Source organism: Henriciella pelagia (genome assembly GCF_002088945.1).
Classification (GTDB): domain Bacteria; phylum Pseudomonadota; class Alphaproteobacteria; order Caulobacterales; family Hyphomonadaceae; genus Henriciella; species Henriciella pelagia.
This window is the reverse complement of record NZ_NCSU01000008.1, coordinates 195372-221993: the sequence shown is the minus strand read 5'-3', so window position 1 is coordinate 221993 and position 26622 is coordinate 195372. Positions and strand designations below refer to the sequence as shown.

Here is a 26622-nt window from a genome sequence, read left to right as displayed (position 1 = left end):
TGTCCGTCGTCAGGTATTTGAGACTTCAGGCTGCCTGACTTAAGGAGGGTCTGGCGCATCTGGGTTGAGTTAAGCAGCGGATTGGGCGTGCTGCAAGCGCCGTAGTTTCATGGTCCTCCTTTTGATTTTCTCACGTTCCAGCAGAATGGTCTGGCCGCGGCCCGTATAGACATCTGCCGGAGTGAGATTGTTCAGGCTCTCGTGATAGCGCTGGTGGTTGTAGTAGCCAACGAACGCGTCGATCTGCGCTTCGAGGTCTCCCGGCAGGAAGTAGTTTTCCAGCAGGATGCGGTTTTTCAGGGTCTGATGCCAGCGCTCGATCTTGCCCTGGGTCTGGGGATGATACGGCGCGCCGCGCGTATGCTTCATTCCCTTGTCGGCAAGATACTCAGCCAGATCGCCAGAGATGTAGGAAGGTCCGTTGTCTGAGAGTAGTCTTGGGCGATGGATCACGTTTACTTCATCGAGTCCGGAAGCCTCAAGCGCCAGGTTCAGCGTATCCTGCACATCGCTCGTCGCCATGCCGGTACAGAGCTTCCAGGCAATGATGTAGCGGGAGAAGTCGTCAAGCACGGTGGAGAGATAGAACCATCCCCAGCCGATCACTTTCAGATAGGTGAAGTCGGTCTGCCAGAGCTGGTTCGGCCCGGTGGTCTTCTCCCTGAACTCATCAGCCGCTTTCATCACGATGAAAGCCGGGCTCGTGATCAGGTTGTGCGCCCTCAAAAGCCTGTAAACACTGGCCTCGGAGACGAAGTAGTGCTTCTCATCGGTGAACGTCACCGCCAATTCCCGGGGAGATAGTTCCGGTTGATCCAGGGCCATTTCCAGTACCTGCTGACGCACCTCGTTCGGGATGCGGTTCCAGACCCGGCCGGAGCCGCTGCGCCGATCCTCAAGCCCGGCTTCACCGAACCGCCGGTAAAGGTCATACCAGCGATAGAAGGTCGGACGTGACACGCCGATCTGTTCCAGTGTCTTCTTCACCGGCTGGTGTGATTGTTCGACCAGCCGGATGATCTCCAGCTTCTCAGAGGCAGGGTATCTCATTCGGTATCCTCCCCATCCCCGATCACGCTTTTTTTCAGAATGCGGTTTTCCAGCGTCAGGTCGGCCACGACTTCCTTCAGATCCCGCATCTCGCGCTTCAAGCCGCTCACCTCACCGGACGTCGCCTGGCGCTCGGTATCGCCGGAGAGCCGCCTCTTTCCCGCTTCGAGGAATTCCTTCGACCAGGTGTAATAAAGGCCCTGGGCGATCCCCTCACGCCGACACAGTTCGGCAATCGAATATTCTCCGCGCAGGCCTTCCAGAACAATGCGGATCTTCTCTTCGGCAGAGAATTTGCGCCGGGTCTTACGGCGTATCTCTTTCACATGTTTTTCGGCCGATCCTTCCGGCCCGGATTTCTGTCTCATCTTCGCTCCCTTGGCGGGCTACGATGTGCCAGAAATCCTCCTTAAGCAATTTGGCCGATCTGTCTCATGGTCGCTGACGGGGAACAGTCGGTCAGTCCGTCGAAGATCAGCATAAACTATCTGGTGTCGTTACATCAGATAGGGTTTTTGGCCTGCTGGAGCGAGAGTTCACACGAACTCAGATTGAAGCCGCAGTCGCAGAAGCGCTATCGAGCGTCGGCGAAGTTGACCTCGGTGCTCATCGAACCTTGCTCAAACTGAGCACCCTGCTAACCGGACAGATTCGTATTGTAACGACGAACTTTGATCGGTTGTTTGAGACGGCCGGGAAGAACCTGATCACATCGACTCGGTCAAATCTTCCTCACATAGCTTTCAATGAGGCGGACTGGGGCATCGTACATCTTCATGGTGTCGTTGACAAAGACTATCGCGGAGCAACACAGGATGGGTTCGTCCTTTCAAGTGCTTCATTTGGCGATGCCTATCTCGCGGCGGGTTGGGCACGGGAGTTCGTTAAAAATGTACTTGATAGGCATGTCGCCGTGTTTGTCGGCTATTCTGCTGACGACCCCCCGATCCGTTACTTGCTGGAAGGACTAAGGCAATCCGATGCCTCGCAAGGACGGGCTTATGCATTTCAGGACGCGAGTGATCCTAAAGCAATCGCCGAGTGGGACGAGAAAGGCGTTGATCCCATCCTCTACGACACACACAGCGGATGCGGGCATCGTACTCTATGGGACAGTCTTGAAGTTTGGGCAAAGCGCTCAGTCAACCCATCGAAGTGGCGATCCAAAACACTAAAATCTGCGGCACGAGGACCACGAAGACTGACCCCTGCGGAGCGAGGCGCAGTTGCCCATATCGTTCGTTCGACGGCGGGAGCAAAAGCATTCGCTCAGTATAGCCCGCCGCTCCCATCTGAGTGGCTCTGCGTGTTCGACCCCGTTATTCGATATGGGGAGCCTGCACCAGAAGACGGCTCCTATGATAAAACGAAAAACATAAACCCTTTCGACCTTTACAAGCTGGATAGCGATCACCCGCCACGAAAAGAAGAACAAGGTGGGATGCGGGTAGGCCGTATTCCGCCGGAAACATGGGATGCATTCTCCCCTACGCCTAAGGATCTCCGCAGTATATCGCATGACAATGTAACTCACCTGCGTGGATACTATGCGGATGAAGTGCCACGCCTCCCGCCACGCATAGACTACTTAGCTGATTGGATAGGTCGGGTTGCATATGAACCTGCATGCGCTTGGTGGGCGGGCCAGCAGGGCAATATCCATCGTCGTGTAATGGATGGCGTCGATTTCTCACTGTTTCGCAAACAGGAGGAGGGAACCAGTCAGGCGGTTCTCGACGCCTGGCGCGCGATAAGGGAATTTCATTCTTTAAAAGCCGACAAGGATAAGGCCTATGCGCTCACGCTACACACGGGAAATACAGGATGGTACGAATCGCTTGCACGGGAATATGCGGACATATTCAGTCCATGCCTAAAACTAACAAATTACCGCCGTCGCCCCGTTCCGCCCAAACTATCCAAAAAACTTAAGACCTCCGACCTTGTGCAAGTTGAGGTGGACTATTCAGAAGGGATTCGTCAGGTCGCAGTTCCGGATGAGTATCTTCCAGCGCTACTGCCCAAGTTGAAATCTTCACTGGAGTTTGCCTGGGACCTTGAAAGTCGCCGCTCGTCGTGGGTGGACATTTGCTCTATCGAGCCTGACGAGCCGAACGAAGATGAGGGAGATTCCAGCTTTCATCGAAGCTACAAGCTCTCCGGGCACGTGATCCTCTTTACGGACCTCTTCAAACGTATGGCGGCTATCTCACCCGCGCAGGCGCTCGCCTTGCTCAGAAGTTGGCCGACTGGTGGAAGAATGTGGGAACGCTTGCGCGTTTGGGCATTCGGGAATTTGGATATTGCACCTGCAGACGAATTTGCTGACGTTTTGTTGGCGTTGAGCCGTGATGCATTCTGGCCGTTCAAAGGTGAGCGAGATTTGCTTCTCGGACTGTCAAGGCGCTGGAACGAGATTAGCATCGAGAAGCGAAAGCAAATCGAAAAGCGTATTCGTGCAGGTCGCGCGAAGACCAAGCGCGGGACAAGAGATGATCAGAAAGCCTACGTCGCTCATTCTGTTCTGCGACGACTGATATGGCTCAACACCCAAGGGTGCTCGTTCACATTTGACCTCGACAAAGAACTCGAACTTCTAAGAAAGGATGCCCCCGACTGGAGTGACACATATGCGCAAAGCGCCGCAAGTGCTCACGACGGAGGTGGTGGAATGGTCCGCATCGATACGGATTTTGGTATTTTAAAAGGCGTCGAAAGCGCAGATATCATTCCAATGCTTCTGGATATGAATCGAAGGCCTGTGGGTAAGTTGGTCGAGTACCAACCTTTTAGCGGCTTAAGCGCTGCTGAACCCCGGAGAGCACTGGATGCGCTGTGTGCACGTCTTTCAAGCGGCCATTTTGAAGAGGAGTTTTGGGACAAGTTCCTTCGGGTGGAAAATCGGAAAGGTGACACAACTGCCTTTCGCAAAGAGATTATTGCCGCTCTATGCAAGCTCTCAGCAGAACAGTTTTCAAGCCTGTCTCACTCCGCTTCATTCTGGTTTGAATCAGTGGCTCCCGCTCTCCTGAGCGATGCCCCAGAGAGCTACCAGAAACTTTGGGCGCTATTTGTTGAAACTCTGAAGCAGTGCAACACTGCTGGACAGAGTGCAATAGTCGACACAGAACGTAAGCGTGACTGGGTGAGTGCGGCGATAAATTCTTCCCCCGGAAGGCTGGCCGAAATGCTGGTGAGCGTTATTGGCGATAAGGAGTTTGAAAAAGGCGAAAAACTTCCTGCATCCTGGAAACGAAGCGCCGAACAACTTCTTGCCCTGCCTCAAGACACAAGAGCATTTTGCATTTGTGTGTTCTGCCTGCGCATTCGTTGGTTCAACTATGTTGACCCATCATGGACGCAAGACAACCTCCTTTCCGTCCTGCAAGATGGCTATGATGACTGCCGCGATGTTGAAGCATTCTGGGCTGGCGTGTTCAGTAGCGGCTCCATTCCACAAATACCTCTCTACACTACGCTCCGCCCCCACCTTGAAGCTGTTGTGCGAACACAGGAGGACGATGAGAATAGGAATTCCGAATTCCTGGCTGTTTTCTTTTTGTCGGGGTGGAAAACAACAATCGACGGAAAACGTGTGGTTTCCAACGAAGAACTACGTTCTCTGATCATCGAGGGGAGTGATCGGTTCCAGAGCAACATTCTATGGAGAATAGACCGTTTCTCACGTAAACAAGAAGAATGGTCGGAGGATTTGGTCGAATTCCTTCGCAACGTGTGGCCGAAGCAAAAATCATTGCGCACCAGTAAGATGTCAGCACGCCTTGTAGAGTTGGCTCTAGCTCAGAAAGACAAATTTCCGGAAATTGCAGAGATTGTAGCAACCCTGGTCACAAAAGTCGGCGATGATCGGCTTTTCATCCCCGAACTCCGTAAAAGCGATGAAACGATTGCCGGACAACACCCAACCGCCATGTTGACCCTGTTGTATGCGGTCCTTCCCGATGACAAGTCACGATGGCCTTATGGGGCTGAAACTGCTTTGTCAGTTCTTGCAGAAGCCGATCCCTCGTTGCGATCCGATTCTCGCCTTATCGAACTTAGTCAACGATTGTAGACGCTCTGAGATAGGCAAACGTGGCCAGGCCGCTCTTCTGCATCCGAGAGAAACAACAAGAAGACAGCGCAGGTTCATTATTGGCGGAGATACCACACTATGTTGTCTTCCGGCGGCACTTTTGACGGTGCAATCAAGGTCGGATCACGTTCGTTGTAGAGACGAGCGAACTCGGCATCGGAAACCTCTCGATCCTCGGTGTCTTTAAAGTCGAAAAAGCCGATGCCCTGAGGCAGGAAGTTGATCGAAAACATCGGGCTGACAAGCGGGCATTGGGGAAGATAATACTTCACCAGGAAGGGGTCGGCTTCACTGTCCTTCTTAATGAAACGGTTTCCTTTCGTGCCAGGCAGCATCCATCTGGCCGCCCCGTCAAATCCAAACTGTACGCGGATTATCGACGCCAAATGCTGCAAAGCGCTGAGGGCGTCTTCACGCAACGTTCGATACGTCTCAGGAGAAAAGTGAACAGAACGGTGCCGAAGTCGTTTTAAGGCGCGGAAATCGGCGGTGACGCAATCGGCTTGAAAGATATCCCAAGCCTCAAGAGTGCTGATCGCAACGTCCCAATTATCAAACGAGTTTCTCCTAGCAACCTTTCGGTATTGCTCTGTGCCACTGAACTCGTCCCTCAGGTCCAATATCATATGATTGAGCATACGCTCTCCCAAAGCACAGGCGGCCAGAAGCGCGGGATAGTAATACCCATGATAAAACGCGTACCGTGCCTGATGGTACAATGGGTTGTGATACGAAACGATGGAAAATGGTGCTGATCCGCAGTCTCTAACATTCTTCAACTTCATATCGAAGTTGTGGTCACCAAGTTCCTTGCGAAGGCTCGCCTCAAGACTCTCCCTATTTGTGCGCCATTGCGCCTTTATCTTCTCTTCCCATGAATCTTGAATTTCCGTGCGCAACAACTCGGCGCGCGTGTCAAAGTCAAACGGATAAACCAAATACCTCTTCATCTTCTTAGTTCTTAGCTGTTGTCCTGTCAGGCATATGCGACGCATCAACCCGGCGATGAATCAACGAGACCAATGACAACAAATCCGTCGCATCATCCTTGCTCATGTTCCAATTCTTGCGAGCTTCGTGCGCGGTGGGATTCCGAAACATCCCGAATGTTCCTTTGACGAGGTTGGCAAAACCCTTTTGCTCAGACCTTTCGCTTTCTGTTTTAAGCGGATTTATCGCGAGCATTGGCGGGTTACCGCATAGTGCCCGGTCAACGAGAACGCCTCCATCGTCTTGCAAGCCCGTTCTGGTACGAAGCTTGTCACCGATGCTTTTCGTCGCCTCTAGGACCGCGTGAAAGTAATTGTCCGCGAGAAGCTCTTCCTTGCAGAAAGCCAACACATCAGGATGAACACCGCGATCTTTCAGATCAGCGCGTAGATCATTTGCGCGCCGCCGGGCATCTGAGATAGTGCTTGCCGTTGTTGTTGGAACCAATTTACCCCGATCATCCACCAGCATCCCCGAGAACAGCAAAACGCCATTGAGGTTTCTGCGGAGGGTCTCAAACCTTTCCGGCGATCTCATGTATTTGACCGGCGCCATCGCTCTACGGATGAACTCAAGTACGTTAGTGCGATTTTGCTTGCGGTTCTGCACTTCAGCGAAAGCGTTATATATCCGCTTCCATTTGGTGCCCGGTCCAGGATCAACCATTCGGCACTCGACGATCAGCCGATCAATCTCGCTGTTCGTTAAGCCGTCTTCTGTATCCCCCAGAGCTTGCGCAATCGCCTCAAGTTGGGATTGGGGCAGTGTTCTGCTTTCGCTCTCTTTTGCTTGATCCATGGCCATACTTATACCCAGGCCAGAACAATTGAGGAACAACAAATTGCGTTGGACATTAAGCAATCGCTCTGAACCTAGCCAGTCCTTGCCCCGCGTCCCCGAGACCTCTGGTTCCCTGGAACTCCTCAAGCTCCATGTCGCTTGATGTAGCTTGGCGGGCAATTCTCCTACCGGTTCTCAATCGGACGGGCGGATCATGACCCCTACCAAATTCCTCTTTGGCCAATTTCTTCTGACGCTTTTCCTGATCACCTGTTCGGTGTGGATTGCGACGCAGTGGGTGGCTGGGGTTCTAGACCATCAACCTCGTTTGGGCGGAGCCTGGTTCGAAGTGGCGGGTCAGCCGGTCTACAAACCCTGGCGGCTGTTCCAGTGGTGGTATGCTTATGATGCTTATGCCCCAGACGTGTTTGCACGGGCCGGTGTGATTGCCTCGCTCGGTGGAATCGCCGGGATTGTGATGGCGATCATCGCATCGCTATGGCGGGCAAGACGCGAGAAGAATGCGACGACTTACGGCTCGGCGCGCTGGTCATCGGTTCGGGATGTTCGGCAATCTGGTCTGCTGGGTTCGTCAGGTTTGGTGCTGGGACGGTTCAAAGGGCGCTATCTCCGGCACGCTGGCGCAGAACATGTCATGGCCTTTGCGCCGACACGGTCAGGCAAGGGTGTGGGGTTGGTGATCCCTACCCTTCTTTCCTGGACCGGCAATGCCATCATTCACGACATCAAGGGAGAGAACTGGGCGCTGACCTCAAAGTGGCGATCGAGCTTCTCTCGCTGTGTCCGTTTCGATCCGACGGATTTGTCGAGTTCGCGGTTCAACCCATTGCTTGAAGTGCGGCTCGGCGCGCACGAGGTTCGCGATGCGCAGAATATTGCGGACATACTCGTCGATCCGGACGGCTCCCTGGAGCGACGTAGCCATTGGGACAAGACGGCGCATTCACTGCTTGTTGGCGCCATCCTGCATGTTCTTCACGCCGAGGACGACAAGTCGCTTGCGGGCGTGGCGACGCTGCTCTCTGATCCGACCCGGCCGATCGATGACACGCTGGAGCGAATGCTTGAAGCGAACCATCTCGGAAGCCGCGACCGGCCAATGACGCATCCGGTTGTGGCGGAAGCAGCGCGTGAGCTTTTGAACAAGTCCGAGAATGAAAAGTCGTCGGTCGTGTCGACGGCGGTTTCATTTCTGGGACTCTACCGCGACCCAATCGTTCAGCGGGCGACATCCGGTTCGGATTGGCAGATTGAGGATCTTTTTCGGAGTGGGAAACCTGCGTCATTGTACTTGGTTGTTCCGCCCTCTGATCTCTCGCGAACCAAGCCCTTGATGCGGTTGATCCTCAATCAGATTGCACGGCGGCTTTGTGAAGAGTTGCCCGATGGGCAAGATCGCCGGCAGACGCTGCTTATGCTGGATGAGTTTCCGGCGCTCGGACGGCTCGACTTCTTCGAGAGCTCGCTCGCCTTCATGGCGGGCTATGGGATCCGCGCCTTCCTGATTGCTCAGTCTCTGAACCAGGTAGAGAAGGCATACGGGCAGAACAATTCGATCCTCGATAATTGCCATGTCCGGATCGCGTTCGCGACGAATGACGAGCGCACCGCCAAGCGTATTTCCGACATGCTCGGAACCACGACGGAGCAGCGAAACCAGAAGAATTATACTGGTCACCGGCTCGCGCCCTGGCTCAGTCATGTCATGGTCTCGCAGCAGGAAACACAGCGTCCGCTCCTGACACCCGGCGAAGTGATGCAGATGCCGGCCGATGACGCGCTGATCTTTCTGGCGAGCCATCCACCGATCCGCGCGAAGAAACTCCGCTACTATGAAGACCGGAATTTCACCGAGCGGGTCGGTGCTCTGCCGAGTGTGGCTGCCAGTGCCAATACATCGTGGTTTGGCGGATATCATCAGTCTGGTCCGTCGCCCTCTAACGACGATGCAGGTGGGCTGGCGCGGTCCGTAGGCCCTGACATCGGCGATGAGGATGAGGCCACGCAGGATATTGCGGCGGAGGAAGAACGCGCACCGCAGCAGCGTGGTAGCATCCAAGACCAGATTGCGCGCTACTACCTGCATGCCCAGGAAAATGGCGGACGGGAGATCTAGGACATGGCGCGCAATCCCAGGCTTCATATCCGCGTCTCCGAGACGAACCATCGCAAGGTGAAGCAGTTCTCTGCAGAGCATGGCGTCCACGTCGGCACCTTGATAGATGAGGCGCTGACCCTGCTGTTCACGCCGCCTGAAGATCGGCCCGATGCGGCGATCATCCAGCGGCTGGAGCGCGTTGAAGACCAGATCGAGAAGCTGGAGACCGGAACAGCGTTCCAGACGGACCTCTTGGTCGAATTCATCTTCGAATGGCTGAGGCAGCGGCCGGGCAATAACCCGTTCGAAACGCCGGCGGATGCAGCTCGTGCGCGAAGCGAGCTCGAAGCGCTGACCAAACGCGTCGTCGACCGCTCCAACCCGCATATCTGGAACTAATCGTTGCAGGACCGGCTAGCTTGCATACTCGCGCTTAACCTGGAACTGTTCCCGTAAGTGCCGCGCCGAGCCAGGGGAACGGATCATGACGCCCATTTCTTGGTGTGGCCGCGCATTCGAGGTATCGGCGGATAGCCAATTGAGGCTGGTTATGATCCCATGATCGTCATCGCGCAGGAGCATCTTCGCATGTACTCTTGGAGAGTAAACGGGGGTGATACTGACGCCCTCGCCCTGGTAGCCATTCCGCACCTCTTGTGAGTCTTCGCTGCTTACAGGCCCGCTTGCTTTTGAATAGAACAGGTTTGTCTGTATACCCCTTGCCCGTGTCGCTGACACCATGGGCAGGATAATTGCTGGCACGGCTGTGACGCCAAGCCTGTGACTAATGACGTCGACTTGCCGCTGCGCATTGTCCCTAGCATCAAGCACGCAATCATCGTGCTCTTCCCCAATCAAGATCTTTACCTCGGAGGTCCCATTCCTAGGTGAGCGGATCGCGAGCGTTCGGGCGAGTTGTAGAAAATTGACGCCAATATCGGTAAAGTCCCGATTTGACGTTCGCACCATTTCAGCCAGCTCGAATAACACATCCGAGACCAGTCGCGGGTCGCGCAAGATAACGGACGCTTCAAAGCTGTCGAAACCGGAATACAGCCAGTTGCACGATCCGATCGTAGCGGTAAAATCACCGCTGCCGTCATCGGCTAAGAGTATCTTGGCGTGAGAATTGGTCGAAGCGTTGTGAATTGTTATGTTGGAATTTAACCCCCAGTTCCCTAACTGTATGCGTAACCTTTCCGCTTCGGCCCTCGAACTGGCGGCCTCCGTAGCGCTGTCACCCTGCCCCCAGAACACATGGATCTTTGCACCGCGATTCACTGCTGCCCTGAAATCCTCTTGGAGGGCGAGGAAAGCCCCCTCGCGCAGGAACGTGGTATGAATAACCACTAGTTTCCGAGCCTTGCGCAGCGTCCGTTGTATTAGGCTACGGTGATCAGCTCCGCCTAGGACATAATCCGCATGCCTCACCGCCGTATGACGGACCGGCCGGACTTGTTCCTTGTCCGGTGCAATTATCTTGACCTGTTTGGCCGCCCCATCTGCTTTTGCCTCGCTTGGCACTCTACTGGCTGCTTCAAGTATCGAACCATTCAGTCCGGCTGCATCTCTGGGCAAGCCTTCAACATTATCCCCCCGCACGAGGAATACTGCCAGCCTATCCAAAGGAGGATGGACTGATGGCTTTATTCGAACGACATCTTCATCTTCCCGAACCAACGCCCGGATCAGTGGCGCTGTATGGCCAAAATCAGTATTGCTGATATCTGGCTTGGAGACTTCAACTGCAACTTTCGCTTCTGCAAATTCGCGCCATTCATCGGGTCGCATGAGCTTGAGTTCGCGCTTGTTGAGGACTTTGCCCGACACTAGATCCACTGCAAAGCTCAGCCGCCTGGTTTTCGTTTCTGTCGTGAATGGCAGATCTTCATACATTGCTACAGTCCGTCCGCGGTCCGTCGCGGAAAAGTGGACTTCGCTTGCAGCTTGGCTCAACTCGACCCATCCGGCCCTCATTAGCCGGATGAGTGCTTCGAGTGCGACCCGCCGAGGCATGTTGCCCGCCCGCGAAATATCGCCGGCGGACTGGGCCTTCTGGCAAATCGCTTGGAGGATTAGGTGCTCGACTGCATTCCAGCGCCGACCGCTCTCAAGTTCAAACTCGTATGACTGCTGCAACATGGGCATCGCAACATAGACGGGCCGTTTCATGCCTTGATATCCTCGATCCGGACGTCCCTCACCCTGTGCTGTCCGCTTTTGCCCAACTTGCCGGTCACTTCCAGGTAGGTTCTCAGGAAGGCAGCGTCCTGCCTGGATTCCAATCCCAAAGGTTCTGAGATTGTCTTCAGGAACTCACGGCTTCCCACAAAAACTAGGCGCTCCCGGGCTCGGCTGAGTAGGACATTGAACCGGCGCTCATCAGCTATGAATCCCAACGCACGGCGGATTGTTGCTGCCCGGTTGTTCCTCACAAGTGAGAATACGACCACGTCTGCTTCGTTCCCTTGAAAACTATCGACAGTTGCCACCCAACCACCATCTGGCAAGACTGACCGGAATTGCTTGAGGGATTGCTTGGCATTTTCCGAGTCGTTGATTTCGCGACGAATTAAACGGACCTGCTCCAAGTAAGGGGTCAGCACCACAAGCGAGGGTAATCCCAGCCGGTGCTCCTGGACCGAAAGGTTTGCGATAGCTTCAAGGACGACTTGACATTCCGAGGGGTTTGTAAATCTCGGCTCATGTTCAAACCGGCCCGCACCGATTTCCGTCCTTTCATATGGCATATTGAGTGAGACAATAGGTGCAGATGGCAACTTCGACGGGTCCTTGGTTCCGATCCAAGACTCATTTCGCTTCGCTGAGACCTCCCTTCGCCCAGACGTCACGAGCTTGTTATCATAGAAACACTTCGACACGACTTCACAGATCGCAGGGTGCATCCTGTGCTGTTCCGTCAGCGCCCCTCCGGTCTTCCGGCCCGGCCTCCCTGTTGATTGCCGGTCGATCTCGTCCAACAGGATAGACTTGAACAGCGAAAAGGCTTGAGCGGCCTGTCCGCAGGTTTTCTCCATTTCTTCGACTGAATTCCCAAGGCGTACTTCAATCTCGTCGTCAAGGAGGTGGGCCACGCTGCGGTCCAAGAGCGAAGGCAGGGATACAACTATTTCTTTCAGCCTGGAGGGGTCGCCCAGCAACCTGTCCACTTCGCGCGTGCCGAATGGCGGGAGTTGCTTGTGGTCACCAATTAGCAAGCGCCGGTGGGACAACATCATTGGTGAAAGAAGCTCACTTCCGGTGGCCTTTGCAGCTTCCTCAATGATTGCCCAATCGAACTGGGCATGCTCATCCAACAGCGTCGCCAAGCTTTCAGAGTTGGTGGTTGCCAAGACGATGTTCGCAGACCTGAGAATAAGCGCCTCAAGCGCACGTCCTTCCCGCTCGCCGCTCCCCGATCCCGACGCACAGTCCTGCAGGCGCTGCTCGACTTGACCGGAAGCAACACTGATCAAGCTGGAAGACGTAATACCAGTCGCCAATTTTTTTCGCACACTGTCAATATCGTAGTCGGAGGGAGGACTCCGGTTGAAACGAGACTTGCACCTGACAGTAAGCGGCTGTTCTTCACCAGATTCCTGCCAACCCGAATGGAACTCATGCAGCAAATGATCTAGCGCGTGATTGCCTTGGGAGCTCACCAATAGCCTCGAAGTCTGGTCGCCCCTGAAGCGGCGTTCCAAGAGATCTCTCAGCAGGAAAGTCTTCCCAACCCCCGGCGGCCCCTGGAGCGTGAACAAGGGCAATACCGAGAGGATATCCTCGAGAGCCCTTTGTTTGGGTAGATCCAGTTCTTGGAATGAACTGTCCTTTTTCACCCGCTCATGCGTATCCGAGATACGGCTCCTGGGATCAACCAGGGTTCCAACTAGCTCGGTGTGCTCGCTTAAGAGTTGCAGCGCCTTGGAGCGCCTTTGCAACTGCGTAAAGGTCCCGACCAGGTCCAAGGGTTGCAGGTACCCTTTCCGGCCTGGAATATTGACCCCCAACTGTTCCGTAAATGTATATAGCGGATCATCAGCCGGCTCTTCAGAGAGATGCGCAAATTCGAGTTCAATGTTTGATTGGCTGGTACGCCCAATATTGAGCGACTCACTGAGAATCCAACCATCACTGCTGTCCAATTCCTCTTCGGCAAGCGCTTGCGCGAGGCGTTCAGCAGGATGTTCCATACCCAGGGCGCTTGAGAGCCGCTCAAGCGACGAATCGCGCCTGTATTTTAGGCTGATAGTTCGCTCTTGGGATTGGTGGGATACAATTTCGACTGGAAATGCGAGAGTGGCGGCAAGCGCCACATCGATCGCGTGCAATAAATGGAATCCGGTTACCAGGCGGTCGGATGGACTCGAGAAGTCCTTGTCCGAGCTGTTGAGGGTCGAAAACAGCGTCTCCCAATCCGGTGCCTTGTCGATCACCCTGTCAAACGCTTCATGTGCTTTCCCGATATCAAACAGCCTCAACGCATCTACGCGAATTGGCACTTCGACTTCGGACGGCTTTATGAGTTCTCCTTTCGGAATGCCTTTTGACACAAACGCCATGCGCCAGCTCGGGGTTCGCTTCCTCGAATCGAATTGGCGCAATTCAAAGGCAAGCTCCCTGCCCTTGAGCCAGAAGCGCTTACGACCATCATGCTCCGTGGAAACAAGCATTGCACTCGGGGACAGATCGTCGCTGATCCATCTCAGCTGTCCATCCTTGTCGTCCATTTCCACTTCCTGCGACGACGCTTCCCTCACTGTCCTTGAGAGAGGGCTTGTTTGCGACAAGTTGAAGACAAGGAGCCAGGACGCTTCATTCGCGACCGAGAAGGCTTGAAGGTTAGTAATTATTTCCTTGATGCGTTGCCGGACTTGGGAGCTATTGAAATTGTCGAACAGGCCGGGGGCTCGCATGTCCCTCAGCAGGCGCACTTCGGCGGCTGTTATGTGCTCATGGACACGATGGTCGGCGATCTTGGGGTCACCGAGTCGCTGCTCTTCAATGTTGAACAGGCGGGCAATCAAGAGCGCCAAGTCATGCCAATCCCTAGCAAAGGAAATTACGCCACTATCACCCAATAAATCGTCAAGCTTCTTGTCAGTAGTGCTGCTCAGCCTGAGGGACCATTCGAAACCAGTCAGCTGGAAGTCGGGTTCATCCCCTGCGGACGTCAAGATAGCCCATTCGTCTAGGTTGCGATGAACTATTCCCTCTTTGTGGAGGATCCCGATCCCATCCACGATACAAAGAACATTTTTCCAAATGCGGATGCGGTTTTGGGGTTGGGAGAGCCCGCGCAACCACGCGGCGCGTGAACTTGTACTTTCAAGGAACACTTTCAGTGGGCGGCGTTGGGACGGGCTAAGAACAATATAATAAGAGTCCTTGTCAAATCCGGCTGCAGCAACCTGGCAAATCAGTTCGCTAGCCCCCGGATAGCCGGCGAGCCGATAGAGCTGCCGGAGCTCGTGTTTCCAAATCTCCACGAGATCTTCGTCACCGGCTTTTCGTCGCCACTCGCGAACAATGACTTCATCTCCAGCCGGTGAAAACCCTTCCAGTATTCCCGCTCGGCCACTTCTTGCGTCGGGCGGGACGAGGTATGTCTCGCCAAGCTGGTACCTGTCGAGAAACTCAATTTTTTTCCTTCGCTTTGACGCCGCTTTAGCCAATGAAAGTCGCCTTTGTTGTTTCAACCCCTAGGTACCAAGATTCTCCCGGGTATTCTTCAACTCATTTTCCACAACGCCACAGCGTTGGCAAAACTTCGGCGTAGATACTGGCCCGTTTGGGCTCCTTCCCTATCCTTCCCCATCCTTCGGTCCCCTTCTAGCCCATCTGTGCAGCGACCGGCAACGACGTGATCTTGGTCTCATCAGCGATGAGGACCACGCCCTGCCATGTCTGCCATGCCCCAGCCCAGCGAGACCGAGACCCGCCGCACGGCGATGCTCCGCACCGCCTTTGATGGGCCGGTTGGGGCAGCACTCGCAGCGCCCGATACAATCGAGATCCTCGCCAATCCCGATGGTTCAGTCTGGGTCGAAAAGGCGGGTTTTGGTTTGCGCCGTGCATCCGAGACGCTCGGCCGCGCTGAACGCGAGCGGATCATCCGGCTTGTCGCCTCCTCTGTCGGGGAGGCCTGCGACCGGGCCTCACCCATTGTGTCGGCCGAACTGCCAGGCTCCGGCGAACGGTTCGAAGGCATCCTGCCGCCAATTGCCGAAGCGCCCTGCTTTGCGATCCGCAAACCTGCCGGTTGTCCGATTGCTCTTGATACATATGTCGAGACCGGCGCGCTGACACCCGCTCTCTGCGCCGGACTGCGCCAGGCGCTGGAAGACCGGCTTAACATTGTTGTCGCGGGCGGAACCTCGTCGGGCAAGACGACCTTCACCAATGCGCTCCTGTCTGAGCCCGCTCTGGCAGACGACCGGATTGTCATCCTGGAGGACACCCGCGAACTCCGTTGCTCAGCAGAGGACGTGACTCAGCTCAGGACGCACCGGTCCGGCATCACACTCCGCGATCTCGTGCGCTCAACCATGCGGCTCCGACCTGACCGGATCATCGTCGGCGAGGTGCGCGGCGGCGAGGCGCTCGATCTCCTCAAGGCCTGGAATACCGGCCATCCGGGCGGGATCACCACGCTTCATGCAAACTCAGCCTCCGGCGCACTCACGCGGCTCGAACAGCTGGTCGAGGAAGCGACGACTGCCCTTCCCCATGCCCTGATTGGCGAAGCGGTCGACGTGGTCGTCTTCATGTCCCGCGCGAGCGGCGCGCGCCGCGTCGAGCAGGCACTCCGGATTACCGGCTTTGACGGCGCCGAATACCGGACCGAGCCGCTGGCTGCCCCTTTTCTCAACATTGTCAATTAAGGAGACCGACCGATGTTCTACGACCAGATAAAGGCCCTCAACCGATCGCTTCACGCCGGCGTACTGCTGGCTTCGGTGAGCGTGTTATCGCTCCCCGCCCATGCCGCGGGCACGGGCATGCCCTGGGAAGGCCCACTCGACCAGATCCTGCAATCGATCGAAGGCCCTGTCGCCCGGATTGTCGCGGTGATCATCATCACGCTGACCGGGCTGACGCTCGCATTCGGCGAGACCTCTGGCGGATTCCGCAAACTGATCCAGATCGTGTTCGGCCTGTCGATCGCCTTTGCGGCCACATCGTTCTTCCTGACCTTCTTCAGCTTCGGCGGCGGCGCGGTGCTCTGATGCTCGATGGCTACGAGATCCCCCTCCACCGCTCGCTCGCCGAACCCATCCTGATGGCCGGCGCGCCACGTTCGGCCGCCATCGCCATCGGGACCCTCGCGGCAGCTTTGGCCCTCGGCCTCCGGCTCTGGATACCGGGGCTTGTGGTCTGGGTGGCGGGACACTCGCTAGCCGTCCTCATGGCCCGGTCCGATCCGGATTTTCTCCCCGTCGCAATCCGGTCTGCCCGTCACAAGGAACATCTTTCATGCTGAACCTTTCCGAATACGCGGCGAAACCGGCACACCTCTCAGACTACCTCCCCTGGGCGTGCCTCGTCGCGCCGGGCGTCGTCCTCAACAAGGACGGCGCCTTCCAGGCAAGCTTCCGCTATCGGGGCCCCGACCTTGAAAGCTCGACAGAAGCCGAACTCGTTGCAGTCACTGCACGGGTCAACAATGTTCTCCGCCGGTTCGGGTCCGGCTGGGCGCTCGTCTTCGAAGCGGTGCGGGCGGAAGCCGTATCGCTAGAGGAAAGCTCTTTTGAATGCCCGGCAGCCTGGCTGATTGAGCAGGAACGACGCGCAGCCGCCGAAGAGACCGGCGCCCAGTTCGAGAGCGCCTATTATCTGACGCTGCTCTGGCTCCCGCCGGCCGATGCGACGGGCCGGGCCGAGAAGGCGCTGATCGAGCGGCCCGAGAAGCGGGATGGTGAGGACTGGCGCCAGCGGCTCGAACATTTCCAGACACGCGCCGCGCAGACGCTCGATCTTCTTGCGACGGCCCTGGATGAGATCCATCCGCTCTCGGATGAAGAGACGCTTACCTATCTCCATGCCTGTATATCGTCGAAACGGCACAACGTGTCGGTTCCGGAACTGCCAGTTTTTCTCGATGCGGTGCTCGCCGATGAAAGCTTTGCAGGCGGGCTGGAGCCGCGGATTGGCGAGGCGCACCTCGCGACGCTGACCTTGCTGGGCTTTCCGGCCTCGACACTGCCCGGCATGCTGGATGAACTCAACCGGCTTGGCTTCGCCTATCGCTGGACAACGCGATACATCGCGATGGACAAGGCCGAGGCCGAAAAGCTCCTCGCCAAGAAGCGGCGACACTGGTTTGCGAAGCGGAAATCCGTCGGCGCGGTCCTGCGGGAGACACTGTTCAACGAACAGGCCGCACTTCTCGACAATGATGCCGACAACAAGGCCGCCGATGCCGATGCAGCGCTGCAGGAACTCGGCTCGGATCTTGTCTCCTATGGCTATGTCACGACCACGCTGACCTTGATGGGGTCCTCGCGTGAAGAAGTCGAAGAGCGCACACGCGCCGTGGAGCGCGTGATCAATGGGCGCGGGTTCACGACGATCCGCGAGACGCTGAACGCCGTCGAAGCCTGGCTTGGGTCTCTGCCGGGGCAAGTCTATGCCAATGTCCGCCAGCCGATCCTGCATACGCTGAACCTCGCTCACCTTGTGCCGATCTCGTCGGTCTGGGCCGGCGATGCGTGGAATGTGCATCTAGCAGATCGCGCCCTGATCGAAGCGCAAACCGAAGTCACGACACCGTTCCGGCTCAACCTGCATGTCGGCGATGTCGGACACACGTTGATTGTCGGGCCGACCGGGTCCGGCAAATCGGTGCTCTTGTCGCTCCTGGCATCGCAATGGCAACGCTACGAGGACGCGCAGGTCTTCGTGTTCGACAAGGGCCGTTCGGCGCGCGCGATCACACTGGCCATGAATGGTGCCTGGCTGCCGCTTGCCGGTAAGGAACGCCCCAGCCTGCAACCGCTCGCGGACATCGACACCGATCGCGGCGCGAGTTTCGCGGCTGACTGGCTGATCGGACTAGTGGAAGCCGAAGGCGTAACGATCACACCCGATCTCAAATCCACGCTTTGGGAAGCGCTGAAATCTCTGGCTTCGGCCCCCCGCGCCGAACGCACCCTGACGGGGCTCTGCCTCATCCTCCAATCGGACACGCTGAAAGCGGCCCTCCATCCCTACACGCTGGAAGGCGCATACGGGAATCTGCTCGACAGCGACAGCGAGGCCCTCGACCTGTCATCGGTCGCCTGCTTCGAGATGGACGAACTGATGCAGACCCCGTCTGCGGTCGCGCCGGTGATCACCTATCTCTTCCATCGTCTGGAAGACAGGTTTGATGGCAAGCCCACCCTGCTCATTCTTGATGAGGCCTGGCTGTTTCTCGATCATCCGGTATTTGCCGCTCGCCTGCGCGACTGGTTGAAAACGCTGCGCAAGAAGAATGTTGCGGTCATGTTTGCGACCCAGTCGCTTGCTGACATTGAAGGGGCATCCATTGCGCCCGCCCTGATCGAGTCCTGCCCGACGCGGATATTCCTGCCGAATGAGCGAGCACTCGAACCGACTGCCCAGGCGATCTATCGCCGCTTCGGGCTGAACGACCGCCAGATCGACATTCTCGCCAAGGCCATCCCGAAGCGGGACTATTACTATACCTCGCCGCTTGGCTGCCGGCTATTCGAGCTGGGCCTCGGCGAAGTCGCGCTTGCCTTCTGCGGCGCCGCCTCCCCTGCCGACCAGAAGCTCATGGATCAGTGTCTTGAGGCCGACGCGGAAGCGGGCTTCGCCCGGAGCTGGCTGGAGCTGAAACAGCTTGGCTGGGCCGCCGACCTGCTGGCCGAGCAGCCGAGCGCACCCCTCCCACAAATCGCCGCTGAATAGGAGCCCCCAAATGAAAGCCCTTCTGTCTTCCGTCGCGCTTGTTGCCATTCCGCTGTCTGGCCTGATGGCCCCGCCCGCCTCGGCGCAGCTTGCTGTCTACGACCCGGCCAACCACGCCCAGAACATCCTGCAGGCCGTGCGAGCGCTTCAGGAAATCGATAACCAGGTTCGCCAGCTCACCCATGAGATCGACATGATCGAGAAAATGGCGCGGGATTTGGAAACCCTGCCTGTCGAAGTTGCCCGCGCCATCATTGCCGACCGCATCCGCCGCATCGGAGAACTCATGCGCGACGCCGAAGGGATTGGCTACGGCGTCGAGGAGGTCGAGGAGGAGTATGAGAACCTCTATCCTGAAACCTATGGCGACACACCGCCTCAGTCCGATGTACTTGTAGAGGATGCGCGCGCCCGCTGGCGCCAGTCGCGCAATGCCCACAAGCACACGCTCCTCATGGTCGCTGAGACCGTGCGCAACAATGCCGAGGATTCCGAGGCACTGACCGGCTTGGTGGATGAGAGCCAGACAGCCATCGGCAATCTCCAGGCCCTGCAGGCCGGCAACCAGATCGGTGCACTCTCGGCCGAACAGCTGATCCAGATGGAAGCGCTGATGGCCGCCCATTACCGGGCCATAGCCTTCGACCGGGCACGTGAGCTTGAAGAGGCCGAACGCGGCCGGGCCCGTCTTAAATCCTTCCTCGGAGACTGACCCGTCATGGAAGAGATGGGCGTCATCGACCGGTTCCTCGAAACCTTCATTGCCTATATCGATTCAGGCTTCGGCCTGCTTGCCGGCGATGTCGCTTACCTGACAACCACACTGATAGTCATAGACATCACGCTCGCCGGTCTCTTCTGGGCGCTGTCGCAGAATGCCGACGTCATGTCGGGCCTCCTCAAGAAGGTGCTCTATGTCGGCTTCTTCGCCTTCATCATCGGCAACTTCACCCTGCTCGCCAACATCGTGTTCGAGAGCTTCGCGAGCCTCGGTGTGAAGGCGGGCTCCAGCACGCTGACGGCAGGCGACCTTATGCGACCGGGCTATATTGCCGGGGTTGGGTTCGAGGCGGCAGAACCCTTGCTGGCCGAAATCGGCGACATGCTCGGCCCGATCAGCTTCTTTCACAATTTCATCCTGATTGCCGTAATGTTTCTTGCCTGGACGATCATCCTCGTCGCCTTCTTCGTACTCGCGGTGCAGCTTTTCGTGGCGATCCTGGAGTTCAAGCTAACGACGCTGGCTGGGTTCGTGCTGATCCCGTTCGCGCTCTGGAACAGGACCAGCTTTCTCGCCGAACGCGTCCTCGGCAATGTCGTCACATCCGGTATCAAGCTCATGGTCCTCGCTGTCGTCATTGGCATCGGCTCGACCCTCTTTACCTCCATCACCGATGCTTTCACCGGCCCGGGCGACGTCACCCTTGCGCAAGTCATGGGGACCGTTCTGGCCGCCATCGTCTTTCTCTGGATGGGCGTGTTCGCACCGGGCATTGCGTCAGGCCTTGTCACCGGGGCACCGCAGCTTGGCGCCGGTTCGGTCGTCGGCACAACAGCCGCTGTGGGTGCGGGCGCGATCCTCGCAGGCACAGGCACAATCGCTGCTGGACGCGCCGCAATTGGCGGGGCGTCGGCAGCGGTCAAGGCCGGGGCCTCAATGTCGGGCGCGGCTCGCACCTCGTATGACCTTGGACGGCTTGGTTCCGGCGCCACCGGCTGGCGCGGGCATCTCGCTGGAGCCACAGGTATGGCGCAGGCTGGCTCGGACGCCATGCGGCGCATGGCCGGACGGCCCTTGCAAGGCGCCCGAAATGCTTACAGGCGCGGCAGTGAAGCCGCCTTTGCGGCAACCGGCGGGAGCACAGCATCTACGGGCGTCAGCGATGCCGGAACCAGCGGTTCAAGCCCGGCCTGGGCCCGGCGCCTGCGCACAGAACAACGCCTGCAGCATGCCGGCGCGATCACTGTGCACGCTCTAAAAGATGGCGACCGCGGCATGGCTGGTGAGAACCCGAAACTTCAAAGAGACGAGGACTGATCCCATGTTCAGGCGAACTTCCACCCATTACGGGCAAAGCCCGCATCCCGAAACGCCTTACCAGAAAGCCGGCCAGATCTGGGATGACCGGATCGGATCTGCCCGCGTACAGGCCAGGAACTGGCGGCTGATGGCACTCGGGTTGCTGGTCCTTCTGACGGCCTCTTCAGCCGCCCTTGTTTGGCGCAGCCTGCAATCCACAGTGACGCCATATGTGGTCGAAGTGGACGACACAGGCTCTGTGAAAGCCGTCGGCCCTGCCCTCGCCAATTACGACCCGACCGATGCGCAAGTCGCCCATCACCTCGCCAACTTCATCTCCGATGTCCGCAGTCTTTCCATCGATCCGGTCATTGTCCGGCAGAACTGGTTGGCGGCCTATGACTATGTGACCGACAAGGCCGCCATCACGCTCAGCGATTATGCCCGCGACAATGACCCCTTCGCCGAGATCGGACGTCGCTCGCGCAGTGTCGATGTCGTAAGTGTCGTCCGCGTCTCGGACGAGTCCTTCCAGGCGCGCTGGCTTGAGAAGACCTACGAGAATGGCGCGCTGACCGGCGTCAAACGGTTCACCGGCCTCTTCACCCTGATCCACTCCCCGCCGCGCGATGCGCCGACGCTCCGCGCCAACCCGCTCGGCCTCTACATCCACAGCCTCAATTGGGGCGAAGACCTTGTCACAGGAGACAACCCATGATCCGCACTCTCACACTGGTATCCACACTTGCCCTTGCCACCGCCTGCGCCAGCGTTCCGGAGGCCGCGCCGATCGAGCCGGAACTGTTTGTCGCCGCCGCGCAGGTCGAGGACGCAGAGCCCCGTCCTGTCGAGATCGTCGAAACACCAACACCTTTGCCGCTTCCCGGCCAGATGAAACCGGTCGACGGGGTCAAGCGCACGGTAACCCGTGTCTATACCTCGCCCTCCGAGACGATCCGCAAGGGCACATCAGAAGCCCGGATCGAACCGTCCGTGGACGGCTATGTAAATGCCATTCAGGTCTATCCCTATACAGAAGGGGCGCTGTACAGATTGTATGCCGCGCCGGGACAGGTCTCCGACATTGCGCTGCAGCCCGGCGAGACGCTGGTCTCTGTCTCGGCTGGCGATACGGTGCGCTGGATTGTGGGAGATACATCCTCCGGTTCAGGCGGAACAGCACGCGCACATGTTCTGGTCAAACCGATCGGCGCCGGCCTCTCGACCAATCTCATGATTGCGACAGACCGGCGGACCTATCATCTGGAACTGGAGAGCGGTGACGGCACCTATATGGCGGCGTTGTCTTGGCGCTATCCGGCCGACGAGCTCTCGCAACTCATCTCTCGCAACAGCGTAGCGCTCGCACGGGAAGAGACATCAATCATGCCGGGTGTTGCACTCGACCGGCTGGACTTTGATTACCTGATCGATGGTGACCGTCCAGACTGGCGACCCGTCCGCGTGTTCGATGATGGGCGGCAGGTTTTCATCCAGATGCCGGAAGGGTTGTCGACCATGGAGGCCCCGCCCCTCTTTGTCCTTGGCGTTTCTGGCGAGGCCGAACTCGTCAATTATCGCCTCAAGGGCAATTACTACATTGTCGATCATCTCTTCCGGGCCGCTGAGCTTCGCCTTGGTGAGAAATCCCAGACCGTGGTGCGGATCCGCAAACGCGAACCGAGGTCTGGTCTCGCGAGCCTGTTCGGGAGCAAGGGATGAGCGAGCCAGCCCCTTTCCCGCAGCAGGCCGATGCCCTGAAACTGCGCGCGCGGCCGCGACCCGTCACACGGATCAACCGGAAAGTCCTGATGGTCGGCGCCGGGCTCGGTGTGCTGGGGCTTTTTGCTGCCGCCTCCATTGCGCTCGATCCGCCCAAGGCCGCCGATCCCGCGGATCGCCAGGAACTTTACAACACGGCCACGAAGCGCGCGCCGGATGGACTGGCAGAACTTCCCTCGTCGTATGCGACCTGGACGCCGTCGCCCGGAACGCCAAAGCTTGGCGCACCCATGGCCGGCGACCTCGGCGGGACAGTGGTTTCGGAGGAACGCGAATGGGGGCTCGATCCGGAGTGGGATGTCGCAGCCTCGGATGATTTCAGGCCCTCGCCTGAAGATGAAGCCCTTCGGGCCGAACGTCTTGTCGCGGCTAAGCTTGCCGACGCAGCGGGCAAATCCTCCGTATTCTTTGACATTGGCGCTGGGCCGAGCATCGGGCCGGCATCCCTGCCGTCTGCCGGAGTTCCGGCCTCGTTCGGCTCTGAGCTGCTGGCGCTCGCTAGCCAAAGCGCCGGTGCCTTGCCGACAGGTCCAGGTAAGGATGACAACTTGCAAGCCCGCAAGATCGCCTTCGCGGACGAGGCACGCGATGGGGCGATTTACAACCCGCATGATCTCGAGACACCGGTCTCGCCCTACCAGGTCATGGCGGGCACGCTTATCCCGGCTTCGCTTGTGACAGGCCTCAACTCGGATCTGCCAGGTTCGGTCATCGGGCAGGTCACCCAGCCGGTCTATGACACCGTCACCGGAGCTTATCTTCTCATTCCGCAGGGTACCCGGCTGATCGGGCGCTACCAGTCCGAAATCTCATTCGGCCAGCAGCGCGCACTATTGATCTGGGACCGAATGATCTTCCCGGATGGCAGTTCTGTGCAGATATCTGAACCTGCCGCAGACAAGCGGGGTTTTGCGGGCCTTTCTGACCGCACAGACCATCACTGGGACCGGGTATTTGTCGCCGCTGGTCTTGCGACCGTTCTCGGCATCGGCGCGGAACTAGGATCAGACGAGGATGATATCGAACGTGCCATACGGCGCGGGTTCGGCGACAGCGTGTCTGAGGCCGGGGAGCGCGTCGTTGATCGCAACCTCGGCATCCAGCCGACCCTTCGTATCCGGCCCGGCTGGCCGGTGCGGGTCATCGTGACGCGTGATCTCGTGCTGCGGCCTTATTCTCAGGGAGGCCGCTGATGAGCCTTCGCATTGCCCAACTGCCGGATCGCACGCCGGTCAAACTGACCCTCTCTGTTGAACCCGATCTCGCGTCCGCGCTTGCCGACTATGCGGCGATCTATGCCGAGACCTATGGCGCCGAAGAGAAACCCGAAACCCTGGTTCCTGTCATGCTGGAAACCTTCCTCGCATCGGATGCCGGGTTCAAGCGGGCCCGCAAGGCCCTTCATGCCAGAGCCAGCAAAGGAGAATAGCAATGGCGACAATTGGCACCTTCAGCCAGAAGGATGGCAAATGGACCGGGACGATCCGGACCATGACAATCAATGTGAAAGCCCAGATGGTCCCGGTGACCGAGAAAGCCGAAGGCGGCCCGGACTATCGGATCTTCGCCGGAGGCGCAGAACTCGGCGCCGCCTGGCGCGAGGAAAGCAAGGATGGCGAAACTCCATACCTGGCCGTCAAGCTGGATGATCCGGGGTTCGAGAAGCCACTGAGAGCTGCCTTTTTCGAGAAGGAAGAAGATGGCAGCGGCGTGCTGGTCTGGAACCGTCAGAAGCTGAACTAGATCAGCTTCTGCCTATCGGACCGTGAACCGCAAATACCCCAAACTCGTGTCTCGCGGTCGCCTTCCAAAGGCGATCGCGAAGCCAACTGAACCTCCCGAGGACGAATTTTCTGGGGAAATAGCCCCATCTTGGGCGATTGATCTCGCCGAAGCGCTTGCGCGATATCATGCGAGGTTGGCATATCGGAAAGGGTCATGACCCTAAAAGCCGCCATCTACGCCCGCTACTCGTCGGACCTTCAGTCTATTCGTTCAATCGAAGACCAGATTGCTCTTTGCCGACAACACCTAGAACAGAAATCCTGGACCGAAACCGTCGTCTATTCAGACCGCGCGATCTCGGGCGGCGCAATGGTTACGCGCCCCGGTATACAGGAACTGATTAGGGGCGCCGCGAACGGTCACTTCAATGTCGTTGTATCAGAGGCGCTCGACCGCATTTCCCGCGACCAAGCCGACACAGCCACAATCTACAAGATCCTCGCCTTTCACGGCGTGTCGATCGTCACGCTTTCCGAAGGAGAAGTCGACTCGATGCATGTCGGCTTCAAGGGCGTGATGAATGAGATGTTCCTGCGCGATCTGGCGAAGAAGACGCGCCGCGGTCAGACTGGTGTTGTGAATTCAGGTAGATCGGCCGGAGGACATTGCTACGGTTACGACATCCTACCGGGTGAACAGAATGGCATCCTGACCATCAACGACGAAGAAGCTGAGACCATCAGACGGATCATGCGTCTGTTCGTTGAAGGAAAATCTCCGCGAAGCATCGCGGCCATGTTGAATCAGGAAGGTGTCGCAGCACCGCGCGGTTCAGATTGGCGCGCCTCAACGATCAATGGACAGGTGCATGCCGGCAACGGCATCCTGAACAACGAACTCTATATCGGTCGCCGCATCTGGAACCGCAGGCATAAGGTCACGGATCCCTTCTCCGGCAAGAAGCGTATGCGGGCAAACCCCGAAAGCGAATGGGTCATCAATGAGGTGCCGGACCTTCGGATTGTTGATAATGAACTCTGGCAGGCTGTGAAGCTTCGCCAACAAAGGCACTCCCGCAAACGTGGTGGAGCGAAGCGGCCAACACGGCTCCTGTCGGGGCTTCTGGAATGTACTGTGTGCGGCGGTCCAATGTCGATTGTCTCTCAGAACAGGTACGGTTGCTCGACAAGGCGCGAGAAGGGTACCTGCTCGAACAATCGAACCATTGCGGCCAAAGAACTGGAAGAACGCGTCCTTGCAGGACTGAACAACGCTCTGCTTCATCCGGACGCGCAGAAGGCGGCCGCACGCGAGTTTCACGCAGAACTCGTTCGTCAACAAAAGGCGACTGGGAGCGAGCGGTTTCAGCTTGAGAAGGCTATCGCTGAAGCCGGCAGGCGTATCGACCGGATTGTCGATGCGATTGCTGAAGGAGTCGCGACCACTGCCCTCAAGCAAAAGCTGGTCGCCCTGGAAGCAGAAAAAGTCGAAAACGAGGGCAAACTTGCGGCAATGGGCAGCGAGCCCGTTGTGAGCGTTCATCCGAACGCGGGCGAGCTCTATGCCGAGCTTATCGGCTCACTTGTGGAAGTGGTTTCGGACCCGTCTCCGGATGCTGACGAGGTCCGATCCGTCTTGAGGAAGACCATCCAACGGATTTGCCTTGAGCCGCGCAAAAATGAGAGCGGCTATAACCTTGTTATAAAAGGCGATTTGGCCGCCCTGATTTCTCAGGACGGCCAAACTACTCTTATGATGGGTGCGGGAGCAGGATTTGAACCTGCGACCTTCAGGTTATGAGCCTGACGAGCTACCGGACTGCTCCATCCCGCGTCAGCTTTGGTGGAACCACACATAAATGCGAAGCCCCGGAAACACAAATCCGGCCACGAGGGGCCGGACAGCGTAGACCGGCAAGACGGCCGGTCACGTCCCGCCCGGAGGCGGAAATTGTGAAGGAAAGACGTTGTCTGCAAGGATTAGGAATTAGCTTACCGCCCGTTTCAGCAGACCCGGCAGCGACTTACTCTCCCGCGTCTTAAGACGAAGTACCATCAGCGCTAGGGGGCTTAACGACCGAGTTCGGAATGGGATCGGGTGGGGAACCCCTGCCATAACCACCGGGTCGGCGGAAACGGGCAATGA

20 protein-coding genes, 1 tRNA gene and 1 rRNA gene are annotated in these 26622 nt (G+C 57.6%); 15 read left to right on the top strand and 7 right to left on the bottom strand.

The features are described 5' to 3' along the window. Positions 1-69: 69 nt before the first annotated feature. A protein-coding gene (locus B8746_RS09165; RefSeq protein ID WP_095380815.1) for an IS3 family transposase occupies positions 70-1418 on the bottom strand; the annotation gives its coding sequence in 2 pieces (ribosomal slippage) (positions 70-1085 and positions 1085-1418; 1350 coding nt in all). A 248-nt stretch (positions 1419-1666) separates the two neighbouring features. On the opposite strand from B8746_RS09165, the gene B8746_RS09160 reads away from it, so the two are divergent. Next, positions 1667-5125: an SIR2 family protein gene (locus B8746_RS09160; protein ID WP_158084579.1), complete on the top strand. Its 3459-nt coding sequence runs from the start codon at positions 1667-1669 to the stop codon at positions 5123-5125. Between the two features lie 77 nt (positions 5126-5202). Here the strand turns inward: B8746_RS09160 and B8746_RS09155 are convergent, their stop codons facing one another. Then, on the bottom strand, positions 5203-6096 hold the full coding sequence (locus tag B8746_RS09155) for a hypothetical protein (RefSeq protein ID WP_143434567.1): 894 nt from the start codon (positions 6094-6096) through the stop codon (positions 5203-5205). 4 nt (positions 6097-6100) lie between these two features. Further along, a complete protein-coding gene (locus B8746_RS09150; RefSeq protein ID WP_084393399.1) occupies positions 6101-6934 on the bottom strand; it encodes a TIGR02391 family protein in 834 nt (277 codons plus the stop codon). 196 nt (positions 6935-7130) lie between these two features. Between B8746_RS09150 and traG the strand changes: the two genes are divergently transcribed. Next, positions 7131-9053 carry an IncP-type conjugal transfer protein TraG gene (gene traG, locus B8746_RS09145; protein WP_084393375.1) on the top strand — a complete coding sequence of 641 codons (1923 nt, stop codon included), beginning with the start codon at positions 7131-7133 and terminating at the stop codon, positions 9051-9053. A 3-nt stretch (positions 9054-9056) separates the two neighbouring features. Further along, on the top strand, positions 9057-9434 hold the full coding sequence (locus tag B8746_RS09140; protein ID WP_084393374.1) for a hypothetical protein: 378 nt from the start codon (positions 9057-9059) through the stop codon (positions 9432-9434). A 15-nt stretch (positions 9435-9449) separates the two neighbouring features. Here B8746_RS09140 and B8746_RS09135 read toward each other — a convergent pair whose 3' ends face one another. Further along, positions 9450-11207 (bottom strand): phospholipase D-like domain-containing protein, encoded by a 1758-nt coding sequence (locus tag B8746_RS09135; protein WP_084393373.1) that lies wholly within the window; start codon positions 11205-11207, stop codon positions 9450-9452. Continuing rightward, a complete protein-coding gene (locus B8746_RS09130) occupies positions 11204-14710 on the bottom strand; it encodes a DEAD/DEAH box helicase (RefSeq protein ID WP_084393372.1) in 3507 nt (1168 codons plus the stop codon). Before B8746_RS09130 ends, B8746_RS09135 begins: the two co-directional genes overlap by 4 nt. 228 nt (positions 14711-14938) lie before the next feature. Here B8746_RS09130 and trbB point away from each other — a divergent pair, with 228 nt between their 5' ends. The 12 genes from trbB to B8746_RS17600 all read left to right on the top strand — a co-directional run bounded on the left by trbB (position 14939) and on the right by B8746_RS17600 (position 26277). Next, positions 14939-15919 (top strand): P-type conjugative transfer ATPase TrbB, encoded by a 981-nt coding sequence (gene trbB / locus B8746_RS09125; protein ID WP_084393371.1) that lies wholly within the window; start codon positions 14939-14941, stop codon positions 15917-15919. A gap of 12 nt (positions 15920-15931) precedes the next feature. Continuing rightward, positions 15932-16264 carry a TrbC/VirB2 family type IV secretion system protein gene (locus B8746_RS09120; RefSeq protein ID WP_051602683.1) on the top strand — a complete coding sequence of 111 codons (333 nt, stop codon included), beginning with the start codon at positions 15932-15934 and terminating at the stop codon, positions 16262-16264. Further along, entirely contained in the window at positions 16264-16518 is a 255-nt protein-coding gene (locus tag B8746_RS09115) for a VirB3 family type IV secretion system protein (protein WP_084393370.1), read from the top strand. The genes B8746_RS09120 and B8746_RS09115 overlap by 1 nt, the downstream gene beginning before the upstream one ends. After that, positions 16512-18950, top strand: a complete 2439-nt coding sequence (gene trbE / locus B8746_RS09110; RefSeq protein ID WP_084393369.1) for a conjugal transfer protein TrbE — start codon at positions 16512-16514, stop codon at positions 18948-18950. The genes B8746_RS09115 and trbE overlap by 7 nt, the downstream gene beginning before the upstream one ends. 10 nt (positions 18951-18960) lie before the next feature. Then, positions 18961-19662 (top strand): P-type conjugative transfer protein TrbJ, encoded by a 702-nt coding sequence (gene trbJ / locus B8746_RS09105; protein ID WP_084393368.1) that lies wholly within the window; start codon positions 18961-18963, stop codon positions 19660-19662. Between the two features lie 6 nt (positions 19663-19668). Next, positions 19669-20988: a P-type conjugative transfer protein TrbL gene (gene trbL / locus B8746_RS09100; RefSeq protein WP_084393367.1), complete on the top strand. Its 1320-nt coding sequence runs from the start codon at positions 19669-19671 to the stop codon at positions 20986-20988. A 4-nt stretch (positions 20989-20992) separates the two neighbouring features. Then, positions 20993-21688, top strand: a complete 696-nt coding sequence (trbF, locus tag B8746_RS09095; RefSeq protein WP_035552024.1) for a conjugal transfer protein TrbF — start codon at positions 20993-20995, stop codon at positions 21686-21688. After that, positions 21685-22692 carry a P-type conjugative transfer protein TrbG gene (gene trbG, locus B8746_RS09090; protein ID WP_084393366.1) on the top strand — a complete coding sequence of 336 codons (1008 nt, stop codon included), beginning with the start codon at positions 21685-21687 and terminating at the stop codon, positions 22690-22692. Before trbF ends, trbG begins: the two co-directional genes overlap by 4 nt. Beyond that, positions 22689-23945: a TraB/TrbI/VirB10 family type IV secretion system protein gene (locus tag B8746_RS09085; protein ID WP_084393365.1), complete on the top strand. Its 1257-nt coding sequence runs from the start codon at positions 22689-22691 to the stop codon at positions 23943-23945. The genes trbG and B8746_RS09085 overlap by 4 nt, the downstream gene beginning before the upstream one ends. After that, positions 23945-24181 (top strand): DUF2274 domain-containing protein, encoded by a 237-nt coding sequence (locus B8746_RS09080; protein WP_084393364.1) that lies wholly within the window; start codon positions 23945-23947, stop codon positions 24179-24181. The genes B8746_RS09085 and B8746_RS09080 overlap by 1 nt, the downstream gene beginning before the upstream one ends. 2 nt (positions 24182-24183) lie before the next feature. After that, positions 24184-24495, top strand: a complete 312-nt coding sequence (locus B8746_RS09075) for a DUF736 domain-containing protein (protein ID WP_013301538.1) — start codon at positions 24184-24186, stop codon at positions 24493-24495. 195 nt (positions 24496-24690) lie between these two features. Next, on the top strand, positions 24691-26277 hold the full coding sequence (locus tag B8746_RS17600) for a recombinase family protein (protein WP_370371246.1): 1587 nt from the start codon (positions 24691-24693) through the stop codon (positions 26275-26277). Here B8746_RS17600 and B8746_RS09060 read toward each other — a convergent pair. Together B8746_RS09060 and rrf are read right to left on the bottom strand one after the other, a co-directional pair. Then, positions 26234-26310: transfer RNA gene (locus B8746_RS09060), tRNA-Met, on the bottom strand. The two genes, B8746_RS17600 and B8746_RS09060, sit on opposite strands and share 44 nt — an antisense overlap. A gap of 177 nt (positions 26311-26487) precedes the next feature. Further along, positions 26488-26602: ribosomal RNA gene (rrf, locus tag B8746_RS09055) — 5S ribosomal RNA — on the bottom strand. Positions 26603-26622: the final 20 nt, after the last annotated feature.